Raw genomic sequence first — 12,292 nt, 5'->3', positions numbered from 1 at the left:
TCACTTCGCGGAGGAGGATTCCGAAGCGGATGCCGAGGCGGAGCCCGAGGCGGGGCCCGACGTGGATTCCGACGTGGATTCCGACGCGGGATCCGAGGCGGGTTCTGAGAGGGGAGAGGGTTCCGGGTAGCGCCTCGGCGTCCAGACGATCTCCTCGCCGCCGCCCTCGTCGGCACCCCGCCGTGCGGTCACCGTCTGCGAGGACCCGACGATCAGGATCGTGCGCATGTCCACCTGCGCCGGGTCCAGCTCCGCCAGCCGTACGATCCGTACGCTCTCCTCCGCCCCGCCCACATCGCGGCCCAGCACGACCGGGGTGTCCGGGGCGCGGTGCTCCAGCAGCAGTTCGCGGGCCTTGCCGACCTGCCAGTTCCGGCTGGCCGAGCCCGGGTTGTAGAGCGCGAGCACCAGGTCCGCCGCCGCTGCCGCGCGCAGCCGCTCCGCGATGACCTCCCACGGCTTGAGGCGGTCGGAGAGCGAGAGCACGGCGTAGTCGTGGCCGAGGGGTGCGCCGGCGCGCGCGGCGGCGGCGTTGGCTGCGGTCACGCCCGGCAGCACCCGTACGGGGATCGCCCGGTACGGGTCGGCCGACGCGACCTCCAGGACGGCCGTGGCCATCGCGAAGACGCCCGGGTCGCCGCCCGATACGACGGCCACGCGGCGGCCCCGCCGCGCCAGGTCGAGGGCGAACTCGGCGCGCTCGGACTCCACCTTGTTGTCGGAGCCGTGCCGCCGCTGGCCGGGGCGGACCGGAACCCGGTCCAGATAGGTGGTGTAGCCGACCAGTTCCTCGGCCGAGGCCAGCGCGCCGCGCGTCTCGGGCGTGAGCCACAGCGGGCCCGCCGGGCCCGTACCCACGACCACCACCTCGCCGGAGCCGGCCGGTGCGGGAGCGTCGGCGTCGGGGGAGGCGGAGGGGACCCGGCCCACGCGGCTCGGCAGCACCGCCACCGAGAAGTACGGCACCGAGTCCGGGTCCGTGTCCGCCAGCGCGCCCGTGCGCTCCCCGCTCATCGTCGCGCGCTCCACGTACCGCGCGTCCGCCAGCCGCCCCGCCCGCTCGATCGACCGCCGTACGGCCGGGAACGTCCGGCCCAGCTTCATCACGACCGCCGAGTCCGCCGAGGCCAGCCGGGCCGTCAGCTCCTCCTCGGGCAGGGTGCCCGGCAGGACCGTCAGCACCTCCTCGCCCTCGACGAGCGGGGTGCCGAGCCGCGCGGCGGCGGCGCTGACCGACGTCACCCCGGGGATGACCTCGGTCGGATAGCGGTCGGCCAGCCGCTTGTGCATGTGCATGTACGAGCCGTAGAAGAGCGGGTCGCCCTCCGCGAGTACCGCGACCGTGCGCCCCGCGTCGAGATGGACGGCGAGCCGGGCGGCGGACTCCGTGTAGAACTCGTCCATCGCGCCCTGGTAGCCGCCCGGATGGTCGGTGGTGCCGGTGGTGACCGGGTAGACCAGCGGCTCCTCGATGTGGTCGGCGCGCAGGTGCGCGGCGGCTATGGAGCGCGCTATGGAGCGGCCGTGGCGGGCGCTGTGGTACGCGACCACATCCGCCTCGGCGATGACCTGGACCGCCCGTACGGTCATCAGGGAGGGGTCGCCGGGGCCGAGGCCGACGCCGTACAGCCGGCCGGTGCGGAGGCCACCGGTCGCGGCCGTCCCGTCTGCGGTGGCCGTCCCGTCCGTGGTGGTTGTCGTGGCCGTGGTGTTCTCGGTCATTCCACTTCGCTCGCGATCGCGTTGATGGCCGCCGCCGCGAGGGCGCTGCCGCCGCGCCGTCCCCGTACGACCAGGTGTTCCAGACCGGCGGGGTGCCCGGCCAGCGCGTCCTTGGACTCCGCCGCGCCGATGAAGCCCACCGGGACGCCGATGACGGCGGCCGGGCGCGGGCCGCCCGCCTCGACCATCTCCAGCAGCCGGAAGAGCGCGGTCGGCGCGTTGCCGACGGCGACGACCGCGCCGTCCAGCCGGTCCCGCCACAGCTCCAGGGCGGCGGCGCTGCGCGTCGTCCCCCACTCGGCGGCGAGGGCCGGCACGGCGGGGTCGGAGAGTGTGCAGACCACGTCGTTGTCGGCGGGCAGCCGCTTGCGCGTGACCCCGCTCGCGACCATCTGCACATCGCACAGGATCGGCGCGCCGGCGCGCAGCGCCTCGCGGGCACGGGCCACCACGCCGGGGGTGAAGGCCAGGTCGCGCACGAGGTCGACCATGCCGCAGGCGTGGATCATCCGCACCGCGACCTGGGAGACGTCGGCGGGCAGCCCGGCGAGATCCGCCTCGGCGCGGATCGTGGCGAACGACTGGCGGTATATCGCCGCGCCGTCCTTCTCGTAGTCGAACACTGTGGTCTCGCTCATCTCGTCACGTCGTCACGGCTGCTTTTTTCTTCAAGTGGTCGTCCGTGGCCGTCCTGTGTGTGCACAGAGACGGTGTAGCGGCCCTCGCCGGTCGCGACCCTGTCGACCCGGTCGCCCTGCGGATGACCGCAGCGCCGCGCGCATCCCGACCAGTACACGGGCAGGTTGTTTCCCTCCCGGCCCCCGCTCCGACTCCCGTCCCGGCCCGCGACCACGGACGCGGCGGCGTCGGCCCGTACGTCCGCGAGCGCCTTGGCGCAGCCGGGCCGCCCGGTGCAGGCGCCGACGCCGAGCCAGGGGGAGCCGGGCTCGGTGACCAGCCCGGCGGTACGGCACCGTACGAGGAGGCCGGCGGCGGCGTCCGGGGCCAGGCCGGGGACGATCACCCCGCGCCAGGGCGTCAGCCGCAGGCCACCGCTCCCGCTCAGCAGGAGACGCCACTGCGCCACGCTCAGCCGGCCGAGCCGGGGGTACGCGGAGAGCGCGACCGTTCCGTCGGGGGAGGGGATCAGTCCGGGGGCCGGGGTCTTCGCCGCCCCCCGCGTGTCCTCCGCCGCGTCCCCCGCGTCCCCCGCCAGGACCTCGATCCCGGCCGCCGTCAGGCGCTCCGCCACCGCTGCCGCCAGACCCAGGGCCGCCCCGGCGGGCAGGTCCCGTACGCGCCAGGCGCCTGTCCCGCTCGCCCGCGCCGCCGTGAGGAAGGTCTCCGCCGCCAGCAGGGCCGCGCGCGGGCCGTCGTCGGCCGGGACGCGTACCGCCCGCTCCGCGTGCGGCGGGTGATTCGCCCCGATCCGTACCGTCGCGGTGCCGTCCCTTCGTGCGAGCAACGTCACATCCGCGTCCAGCGCCGCCACATCGCCCCGGCCGTCGTCCAGCGCGAACAGGTAGCGTCCGGAAAGCTCCGTCGCCGCGTCGCTCGCGCACAGCAGCTCGTCCAGCCGCCGGACCCACAACCCCATGTCCCCCGTGCCGAGTCCGTCGAGTCCGGCCAGCGGCGAGGCGACGATGTTCCGTACCCGCTCGTGCTCCTCGGACGGGAGCAGGCCCGCCTCGTGCAGCAGCGCCGCCAGCTCGCCGCCGCAGCTCGCGCCCAGCCCCCGCAGCTGGACGTTGCCCCGGGATGTGAGGTCCAGGTGACCGTCGCCCAGTCGCTCCGCAGTGTCCGCCAGGACGAGCGCCTGACGGTGCGTCAGCAGGCCTGCGGGCAGCCGGAGTCTGGCCAGGGCGCCGTCGTCGGCGTGGTGCAGCCGCAGCGCGCCGGGGCAGGCGTCCCCCCGTACCCGTACGACGTCCGGGACGCTGTCCCGTACGTACTCGCGTACGGGCTCCCGCGCCGCGCCCCGGAACGGAGCGCGCGCGGTGGCTTCGTCCCGGTTCACGGGTGTTGGCGAGGTGGGCGGCATGGCCGCGAGCATACCCACGTGGTCCTCGCGGCGGACTCACTCGTCCGGGCGCCCTCCCCGCCCGTGACCTCAGCACTTACTATGCAGACGGCGGGCCCGTCAGGCCCGTCACACGCCAGTGACGGCGTCATGGGGAGGAAGCCCGGTGCGAACCCGGCGCGGTCCCGCCACTGTGAACCCGACAGCTCCGGCCGTCGGGTGAGCCAGGAACTCCCGCCGTCCTCCACACCCGCCCGGGGCGCGGACCCCGAGGAAGGCCAGACGCCGCATGCTTCTGCTCCTGTCGACGTCCGACACCGATCTGCTCAGCGCCCGTGCCGCCAACGCGGCGGGGGGCCCGGTCCCGTACCGGTTCGCCAATCCCGCCCGGCTCGCGCTCGACGAACTGCCCGCGCTGCTGGAGGGCGCCGACCTCGTCGTCGTACGGCTCCTCGGCGGTCTGCGCGCCTGGCAGGACGGCATCGACGCGCTCCTAGCCCGGGACATCCCGGTCGTCGTCCTCACCGGTGAACAGGCGCCCGACGCGCAGCTCATGGAGGCGTCCACCGTCCCCATCGGGATCGCCGCCGAGGCGCACGCCTATCTCGCCCACGGCGGACCGGCCAACCTGGACCAGCTCGCGCGGTTCCTCTCCGACACCGTCCTGCTCACCGGCCACGGCTTCGAGCCGCCCGCCGCCGCGCCCACCTGGGGACGGCTGGAGCGCAAGGTCAGGCCGCCGCGCTTCGGCCGCCCCGGCCATTCGGTGACGGAGGTCGCGCCTACGGTCGCGGTCCTCTACTACCGCGCCCACCACATGAGTGGCAACACCGCCTTCGTCGAGACGCTGTGCTCGGCGATCGAGGACGCCTACGCCCGGCCCCTGCCGATCTTCGTCTCGTCCCTGCGCGCGCCCGAGCCGGAGCTGCTGGCCGCCCTGGGCGAGGCCGACGCGATCGTCACCACCGTGCTCGCCGCCGGGGGCACCAAGCCCGCCCAGGCGTCGGCCGGCGGCGACGACGAGGCGTGGGACGCGGGCGCGCTCGCCGCACTCGACGTACCGATCCTCCAGGCCCTCTGCCTCACCAGCAGCCGCGCCGCCTGGGAGGAGAGCGACGAGGGGCTGACGCCGCTCGACGCGGCCTCGCAGGTCGCCGTACCGGAGTTCGACGGGCGGCTGATCACCGTCCCGTTCTCCTTCAAGGAGATCGACGAGGACGGGCTGCCCGCGTACGTACCCGACCCGGAGCGGGCCGCGCGCGTCGCCGGGATCGCCGTACGCCACGCCGCGCTGTCCTTCCGTACGAACGCCGAGAAGCGCGTCGCGCTGGTCCTCTCCGCGTACCCCACCAAGCACTCCCGCATCGGCAACGCCGTCGGCCTCGACACCCCCGCCAGCGCCGTCGCGCTGCTGCGCCGGCTTCTCGTGGACGGCTACGACTTCGGTACGGAGCCGGTGCCCGGCCTGGAGTCCGGCGACGGCGACGAGCTGATCCGCGCGCTCATCGACGCGGGCGGCCACGACCAGGAATGGCTCACCGAGGAGCAGCTCGCCCGTAACCCCGTCCGCATACCGGCGGCCGACTACCGGCGCTGGTACGCACAGCTCCCCGCCGATCTGCGCGCCTCCGTCGAGCGGCACTGGGGGCCGCCGCCCGGCGAGATGTTCCTCGACCGCAGCCGCGTCGGCGCGGGCGGCGACCCGGACGGCGACATCGTGCTCGCCGCCCTGCGGCGCGGCAATCTGCTGATCCTCATCCAGCCGCCGCGCGGCTTCGGCGAGAACCCGATCGCGATCTACCACGACCCCGATCTGCCGCCCTCGCACCACTACCTGGCCGCGTACCGCTGGATCCAGGCGCCCGACCACGACGGCGGGTTCGGCGCCGACGCCATGATCCACCTGGGCAAGCACGGCAACCTGGAGTGGCTGCCCGGCAAGAACGCCGGGATGTCCGCCTCCTGCGCGCCGGACGCCGCGCTCGGTGACCTGCCGCTGATCTACCCGTTCCTCGTCAACGACCCGGGCGAGGGCACCCAGGCGAAGCGGCGCGTGCACGCCACGCTCGTGGACCACCTCGTACCGCCGATGGCGCGCGCCGAGTCGTACGGCGACATCGCGCGCCTGGAGCAGTTGCTCGACGAGTACGCGGCGATCTCCTCCATGGACCCGGCGAAGCTGCCCGCGATCCGCGCCCAGATCTGGACGCTGATCCAGGCCGCCAAGCTCGACCACGACCTCGGGCTCGAAGCGCGCCCCGACGACGACGGGTTCGACGACTTCCTGCTGCACGTCGACGGCTGGCTCTGCGAGGTCAAGGACGCGCAGATCCGCGACGGGCTCCATGTCCTCGGCGGCGCCCCGGCCGGCGAGGCGCGCGTCAATCTCGTCCTCGCGATCCTGCGCGCCCGGCAGATCTGGGGCGGCACGTCGTCCCTGCCCGGTCTGCGCGAGGCCCTCGGCCTCGACGAGTCGGCCGCCACCCGCACCGCCGCCGACGACGCGGAGGAGCGGGCCCGCGCGCTCGTCCAGGCGATGGAGGACGCGGACTGGGACCCGGCGGCGGTGTCGGGCGTCAGCGACGGCCATTCCACGGCGGTCGTGGACATCCTGGCCTTCGCGGCCCGCGAGGTCGTCCCGCGCCTGGCCGGCACGGTCGACGAGATCGAGAACGTCGTCCACGCCCTGTCCGGCGGTTTCGTCCCGGCGGGCCCGTCCGGCTCCCCGCTGCGTGGCCTCGTCAACGTCCTGCCGACCGGCCGCAACTTCTACTCCGTCGACCCGAAGGCCGTCCCGAGCCGCCTCGCCTGGGAGACCGGGCAGGCCCTCGCGGACTCCCTCCTCACCCGCTACCGCACCGACAACGGCGAGTGGCCGACCTCCGTCGGGCTCTCCCTCTGGGGTACGAGCGCGATGCGCACCTCGGGCGACGACATCGCGGAAGCCCTCGCGCTGCTCGGCGTCCGCCCCGTCTGGGACGACGCCTCCCGCCGGGTCACGGGCCTGGAGCCGGTCCCCCTGGCGGAACTGGACCGCCCCCGTATCGACGTCACCCTGCGCATCAGCGGCTTCTTCCGCGACGCGTTCCCGCACGCGATCGGGCTGCTGGACGACGCGGTACGGCTGGTCGCCGCGCTGGACGAGCCCGCCGAGTCCAACTTCGTCCGCGCCCACGCCCAGGCCGACCTGGCGGAACACGGCGACGAACGGCGCGCCACGACCCGTATCTTCGGCTCCCGGCCCGGCACGTACGGCGCGGGCATCCTCCAGCTCATCGACAGCCGCGACTGGCGCACGGACGCGGACCTCGCCGAGGTCTACACGGTGTGGGGCGGCTACGCGTACGGCCGGGAACTCGACGGGCGCCCGGCGCGCGGCGAGATGGAGACCGCGTACAAGCGCATCGCGGTGGCCGCGAAGAACACCGACACGCGCGAGCACGACATCGCGGACTCGGACGACTACTTCCAGTACCACGGCGGCATGGTCGCCACCGTCCGCGCGCTCAAGGGCACGGCCCCCGAGGCGTACATCGGCGACTCGACCCGCCCGGAGACCGTCCGCACCCGCACCCTGGTCGAGGAGACGTCCCGCGTCTTCCGCGCCCGCGTGGTCAACCCGCGCTGGATCGAGGCGATGCGCCGCCACGGCTACAAGGGCGCGTTCGAACTGGCGGCGACGGTCGACTACCTCTTCGGGTACGACGCGACGACGGGCGTCGTCGCCGACTGGATGTACGACAAGCTCACCGAGACGTACGTCCTGGACCCGGAGAACCGCCAGTTCCTCCAGGAGGCCAACCCCTGGGCCCTGCACGGCATCGCGGAACGCCTCCTGGAGGCGGAGTCGCGCGGCATGTGGGAGAAGCCGGACCCGGGGGTGCTGGACGCGCTGCGGAAGGTGTTCCTGGAGACGGAGGGGGAGCTGGAGGGCGAGGAGGACTGAGGGGGACGCCGCCCGGGGCATCGACAACCCGGGCGGCGCGGTCGGCCCGTGGGGTCGCCCGGGCCGCGCTGTGTGACGCCTCGTGTTCCAGGGTGACATTGGGGGCATATGTGCGGGTGCTTGGGGCGGGCCATTGCGGTGCGCGACGGCTCTACCGTGAGTAGAGTCCACGGTATGAGTGATGACGACACGAGTATCAAGGTGTCCAAGGCGGCCAGGGAGCGTCTGGGCCTGCTGGCCGGCGAGCAGGGCACGACCATCCGCAGTTTGGTGGAGGAGCTTGCCGCGGAGCGGTTCACCAGTGCGGAACTCAGGGAGCGCGGCGAGAAGGCTCGCGCGTATCTGCGTGAGCACATGGGTGTCGAGCTGACCGCGGCCGACGAGGAGAACGGGCAGCGGCTGTTGCACGCCATCGAGGCGCGCGCGACCCGGCACCGTGGCGCCGCTGCGTGATCCCTTTCCTCCTCGATCACACCGCGCTGCTCGCCCTGGGCGCCGGTCATCGGAAGTTGTCCTGGCTCGTGGTGGCGGCGGCCGAGGGGCGGGCGCTCGGCACGTCCCCTCGCTGTGCCTGCTCGCTGCGGAGTCCGACCGCAAGGGCGTCGGCGAGCACGTGGCGAGCCTGCCTGGCCTTGAGGTCGAATCCCTCGATCTGACGGCCGGGCTCGACGCGGGCGCGCTGGTCGGCGGCGGAGCCGACTGGCGGATCTCGCACGCCGTCCATCTTGCCAAGCCGTCGGCGGAATGGCCTGCGGGCCGGACCGTGCTGTCCGTACGCCCGGAGCTGTACGAGGGCACCGGCATCGACCCGATCGACCCCGACGCGATCTGAGCCCCGGGCAGAGCATCGCCCCGGCCAACCCGCTCACGCCCGCCGGGTGTGCCGTTCAGGCGCAGACCGTCACGTCGACTCGGGTCACCGGGTTTTGCGTCGGACGGGTGGCGTCGGGACGAGGCGGATCGCCGTGTTGATCAGGTGGTCGATCGTGTCGCGCGACGGCTTGTCGGTGAGGTCGGTGAGCAGCCGGGCCAGGGCCCTGAGCAGGAAGGGCGAGCCCAGGACACAGCGGTTGAGGACCGGCTGGAAGCCCGAGCGGCTGAAGACGAGGTCGGCGGCGGTGTTGCCGAGGCGGTAGTAGCGCCCCCAGCGGCGGTTCATCTCCACGGGATAGTTGAGCAGCACCCGCTCCCGCTTCGGCCCCTGGGGAAGGGCCAGGGCGAGCGCCGCGCTCCCGGCCGCGACCTCGCCCGCCTCCAGGGCCTGGGCGATGCCCTCGCCGTTCCAGGGGCTGATCATGCCGCCCGAGTCGCCGACCAGGAGGAGCCCCCGGGCGTACAGCGGATGGCGGTTGAAGCCCATGGGCAGCGCCGCGCTCCGCACGGGGCCCTCGGCGTTCTCCTCGCGCAGTCCCCACGCGTACGGGGTGCGGGCCAGCCACTCGTCGAGGGCGGTGCGCAACTCGACCTTCCCGTAACGGTGGTGGGGCAGCGCGCCGAGCCCCACGTTGACCCGGCCGTCGCCCATGGGGAAGATCCAGCCGTATCCGGGCAGGTAACGGTCGGTCCCCGGCAGGCGGAGGTCGGCCCACAGCTCCAGATACTCGTCCTGCGAACGCTCCGGGCTGCGGTAGTAACGACGGGCGGCCGTCGCGATCTGCCGTTTCGCGTCCCGTTCCAGCCCGAGGGCCAGGGCGAGGCGGGCCGAGGCGCCGTCGGCGGCGATGACGATCGGCGCGCGGTAGACGGTCGGCGCCTCCGGTTCCTCCGGCCCCCGGGGTCCCTTGGGTCCGGCCGTCACACCGACGCCGCTGACGCCGGTGACCCGGCCGGCGCGGTCCAGTACGGGATGGGTCACCTTCACCCCGTTGTGCAGCCGTGCTCCGGCGGCTGCCGCGTGCTGGGCCAGGATGTCGTCGAAATCGTGCCGACTCCGGGAGAGACCGAAATCGGGATAACTCCCCAGACTGGGCCATTCGATGTGTACCCGGTGGCTCCCGGCCACCCAGCGCATACCGCGTGACCGCATCCACCCCGGGGCGTTGATGTCGACCCCCATACGGATCAACTGGTGCACCGCCCGTGGGGTCAGACCGTCCCCGCACACCTTCTCCCGGGGGAAGTGGGACTTCTCCAGCAGCAGTACGTCGACGCCCGCCCTGGCCAGGTGATACGCGGCGGACGAGCCCGCCGGGCCCGCGCCCACCACGATCACGTCGGCTTCCGTTTCCCTCAACTCGCTCACCAGGAACCCTCTCTTGGGACGGTCGCCGCCGCACCGAAGTCGCCATTCTTCACGTCATCATGGGTCAGAACGTGCCGGTGCGGAACACGGCCTCGCGGGACGGTGGCCCCGGGACCGGGCGGAGGTGGGGCGCGGACCGGTCGGCGGCCGAGGCGTGTCGGGGCCGGTCCGTTCCATGCCGTACTGGGACGATTCCGGACGGCGCGACGCCCGACAGGCGGGGATGATCCGTTCTGCTCCGTCTTCCTCCGGATACGGAGGGGCGTGGCGCCATCCGCCCCCATTCATCACGTTCCAGGGATGCCGACGTGTTAAGAGTCCTCACCCCCCGCTCCGCTTCCTCCGCCTCTTCCCGAGGGCCGCTGCGCGCCCTGCTCGGCCTGCTGGCCGCGCTGGCCCTGCTGTTCGCCGGGCCCGCCGGGCAGGCTGTCGGCCACGCCACCGGTCCGTCCGCCGGTCTCGCCCAGGCGGCCCAGGCGGCGCCGAAGACCCCGCTGACCGACGCGCAGTGGAACCGGCACGTCGCGAGCGTCCAGCGCAACCTGGACCGGGCCCTGGCCGACGGCCAGGAGACCGCCGTGCGCTACACCGTCGACGGCGACCGTGAACACTGGTTCGCCTCCCGCGTACGCCTCCAGCGCCAGGTCGCCGACGAGCTGTACGCGCGCGGCGCGGCCGTACCGGACGAGGGCCGGGCGATCCTCACCGGCGGGCCGATGGGCGCCGGGAAGACCACCGTCCTCACCCGCTACTCCGGTGTCGACCTCTCCCAGTACCTGGTCGTGAGCGCCGACGACGTCAAGGACGTCATGTGCGAGCGCCGCATGATCCCCGCCGCCAGGGGCCTGACCCCGCTGGAGGCCAGCACCCTCGTACAGGAGGAGTCCAAGCTGATCGCCAACATGGTCGCCTCCCGCGCCTACCAGGCACGCAAGAACATCGTCTGGGACTTCTCGATGTCCTCCCGCGGCTCTGTCGAGGGGCGCCTGACGCCCATGCGCACGGCGGGCTACGGCGACATCGCCGCCCTCTTCGTCGACATCCCGGTGGAGATGAGCGTGCAACGCGCCGACCAGCGGCACCGCAAGGGCCACGAGGCGTACCGCAACGGCGAGGGCTGCGGCGGGCGGTACGTACCCCCCGCGCTGATCCGCTCCGGCGCCGACCCGCAATGGGGCAGCGTCAACCGCCGCGCCTTCGAGGAGACCAAGAACCTCTTCGACACCTGGTCCCTCTGGGACTCGGCCGGCGCCACGCCCGCACTGATCGCCTCGGGCCGGGGCAACGCCGTACCGGCTCGATGAGCGAGGTCACCGACCTCCTGACCGCCCTGCGCACCGGCGACATGACGGTGGAGCAGGTTGCGGAACGCTTCCGGCGCCTCGCCTGGCGCCACCCGGCCCCGCCGGACGGACCGACGCCGGCCGATCCGGAACCGCCGCTCCCGGACTCGTTCGAGGAGGTCGTCATGGCGTACTCCCGCCATGAACTGACGGACGAGCAGTATGAGACGCTGCTACGGGCGGCCACCAACAGGGCGCAGAACACACCCGGTTGACGCGTCGCCTCGGCCGACAGGGGCGGGACCCGGTTGACGTCCGGGTCCCGCCCTCTCCCGATCGTCACAGCACCCAGGGCCGCCGCTGAGCACCGCCCTCCCGGGCCCGCCGGGCGCGGCGGTGACGTGCGAGGGTGAGCAGCGCGTCCCACATTTCGGGAGTCTCGGTACGCACGGGTACGGGGTCGAGACCGGGCGCCGGTACGGATACGGGCAGGGGCGACGCCGGTCCTGTACGGCACCCCCGGAAGACACGGCGCGGAAGCCCCCTCACCCCGGCCGCCCGTTCAGGGTGAACCGCGCCCACACACACTTCCCGTACGCCAGCTCCCGGCACCCCCAGTCATCGGCGAGCGCGGCGACGAGCAACAGCCCGCGCCCTCCCTCCTCGTCCTCGGAACAGCGCTCCCGGAGCTGCGGCAGCCTGTCCCGATCGGGGTCGCAGACCTCCAGCACCAGGTCGCCCCAGTCGACATGCAGGGTCACCTCGACCTCGGCGAAGCTCACCCGGCAGTGGCGGACGGCGTTGGTGACGAGTTCCGAGGCGACCAACTCGACATCCGGGGCGAGCTGTTCGAACCCCCACTTCTCCAGGGTCTCCCTGACGCGGGCCCGTACGGCCGGTACGTGCTTCTTGCGCTTCGGGATGCGGAAGGTGTCGCGGAACGGCTCCGCGAAAAGGGTTGTGGGCATGGGTTACCCCCAGGCTGACGCAGGGTCGATGTTGCGCTGTGTGGCGAATTACTGACGGCGCGTTCCGTGAGGCTAGGGCTGCGTATGCGACGTCCGCAACCGTTCCTCGTG

At 73.3% G+C, this 12,292-nt stretch carries 10 protein-coding genes and 1 riboswitch; of the genes, 5 read left to right on the top strand and 5 right to left on the bottom strand.

Annotated features, from left to right (window positions below; translation table 11 throughout):
* Genes ACFXPL_RS18290 through cobG form a run of 3 tightly spaced genes read right to left on the bottom strand, consistent with a single transcriptional unit; the run spans position 1 to position 3,763 of the window.
* Positions 1 to 1,722: a precorrin-2 C(20)-methyltransferase gene (locus ACFXPL_RS18290; protein WP_384919934.1), complete on the bottom strand. Its 1,722-nt coding sequence runs from the start codon at positions 1,720 to 1,722 to the stop codon at positions 1 to 3.
* Entirely contained in the window at positions 1,719 to 2,360 is a 642-nt protein-coding gene (locus tag ACFXPL_RS18285; RefSeq protein WP_384919931.1) for a precorrin-8X methylmutase, read from the bottom strand. The genes ACFXPL_RS18290 and ACFXPL_RS18285 overlap by 4 nt, the downstream gene beginning before the upstream one ends.
* A complete protein-coding gene (gene cobG / locus ACFXPL_RS18280; protein WP_384919928.1) occupies positions 2,357 to 3,763 on the bottom strand; it encodes a precorrin-3B synthase in 1,407 nt (468 codons plus the stop codon). Before cobG ends, ACFXPL_RS18285 begins: the two co-directional genes overlap by 4 nt.
* A gap of 73 nt (positions 3,764 to 3,836) precedes the next feature.
* Positions 3,837 to 3,997: riboswitch (cobalamin riboswitch) on the top strand.
* A 34-nt stretch (positions 3,998 to 4,031) separates the two neighbouring features.
* On the opposite strand from cobG, the gene cobN reads away from it, so the two are divergent.
* From cobN to ACFXPL_RS18265, 3 genes are all read left to right on the top strand, one after another.
* On the top strand, positions 4,032 to 7,688 hold the full coding sequence (gene cobN / locus ACFXPL_RS18275) for a cobaltochelatase subunit CobN (RefSeq protein WP_384919925.1): 3,657 nt from the start codon (positions 4,032 to 4,034) through the stop codon (positions 7,686 to 7,688).
* A 174-nt stretch (positions 7,689 to 7,862) separates the two neighbouring features.
* Positions 7,863 to 8,141: a hypothetical protein gene (locus ACFXPL_RS18270; RefSeq protein ID WP_384919922.1), complete on the top strand. Its 279-nt coding sequence runs from the start codon at positions 7,863 to 7,865 to the stop codon at positions 8,139 to 8,141.
* 160 nt (positions 8,142 to 8,301) lie between these two features.
* Positions 8,302 to 8,520 (top strand): hypothetical protein, encoded by a 219-nt coding sequence (locus tag ACFXPL_RS18265; RefSeq protein WP_384919919.1) that lies wholly within the window; start codon positions 8,302 to 8,304, stop codon positions 8,518 to 8,520.
* A gap of 84 nt (positions 8,521 to 8,604) precedes the next feature.
* On the opposite strand, the gene ACFXPL_RS18260 is transcribed toward ACFXPL_RS18265, so the two are convergent.
* Positions 8,605 to 9,930: a geranylgeranyl reductase family protein gene (locus ACFXPL_RS18260; protein WP_384919917.1), complete on the bottom strand. Its 1,326-nt coding sequence runs from the start codon at positions 9,928 to 9,930 to the stop codon at positions 8,605 to 8,607.
* Positions 9,931 to 10,238: 308 nt separating this feature from the next.
* On the opposite strand from ACFXPL_RS18260, the gene ACFXPL_RS18255 reads away from it, so the two are divergent.
* Positions 10,239 to 11,234: a zeta toxin family protein gene (locus tag ACFXPL_RS18255; RefSeq protein ID WP_384919914.1), complete on the top strand. Its 996-nt coding sequence runs from the start codon at positions 10,239 to 10,241 to the stop codon at positions 11,232 to 11,234.
* Complete coding sequence (locus ACFXPL_RS18250; protein WP_384919911.1) at positions 11,231 to 11,488, top strand: hypothetical protein; 258 nt, start codon at positions 11,231 to 11,233, stop codon at positions 11,486 to 11,488. Before ACFXPL_RS18255 ends, ACFXPL_RS18250 begins: the two co-directional genes overlap by 4 nt.
* Before the next feature lie 270 nt (positions 11,489 to 11,758).
* Here ACFXPL_RS18250 and ACFXPL_RS18245 read toward each other — a convergent pair whose 3' ends face one another.
* A complete protein-coding gene (locus ACFXPL_RS18245) occupies positions 11,759 to 12,181 on the bottom strand; it encodes an ATP-binding protein (RefSeq protein ID WP_384919908.1) in 423 nt (140 codons plus the stop codon).
* Between the last annotated feature and the right edge of the window lie 111 nt (positions 12,182 to 12,292).

The organism is Streptomyces sp. NPDC059092 (assembly GCF_042756365.1).
Classification (GTDB): Bacteria; Actinomycetota; Actinomycetes; order Streptomycetales; family Streptomycetaceae; genus Streptomyces.
Note: the sequence above shows the minus strand (reverse complement) of the source record. Positions and strands in the feature narration are given on the sequence as shown.

What these genes read in the sequence shown, in the direction of transcription:
- ACFXPL_RS18290 (WP_384919934.1), bottom strand. Translation starts at nt 1,722, where the DNA reads ATGACCGAGAACACCACGGCCACGACAACCACCACGGACGGGACGGCC.
- ACFXPL_RS18285 (WP_384919931.1), bottom strand. Translation starts at nt 2,360, where the DNA reads ATGAGCGAGACCACAGTGTTCGACTACGAGAAGGACGGCGCGGCGATA.
- cobG (WP_384919928.1), bottom strand. Translation starts at nt 3,763, where the DNA reads ATGCCGCCCACCTCGCCAACACCCGTGAACCGGGACGAAGCCACCGCG.
- cobN (WP_384919925.1), top strand. Translation starts at nt 4,032, where the DNA reads ATGCTTCTGCTCCTGTCGACGTCCGACACCGATCTGCTCAGCGCCCGT.
- ACFXPL_RS18270 (WP_384919922.1), top strand. Translation starts at nt 7,863, where the DNA reads ATGAGTGATGACGACACGAGTATCAAGGTGTCCAAGGCGGCCAGGGAG.
- ACFXPL_RS18250 (WP_384919911.1), top strand. Translation starts at nt 11,231, where the DNA reads ATGAGCGAGGTCACCGACCTCCTGACCGCCCTGCGCACCGGCGACATG.
- ACFXPL_RS18245 (WP_384919908.1), bottom strand. Translation starts at nt 12,181, where the DNA reads ATGCCCACAACCCTTTTCGCGGAGCCGTTCCGCGACACCTTCCGCATC.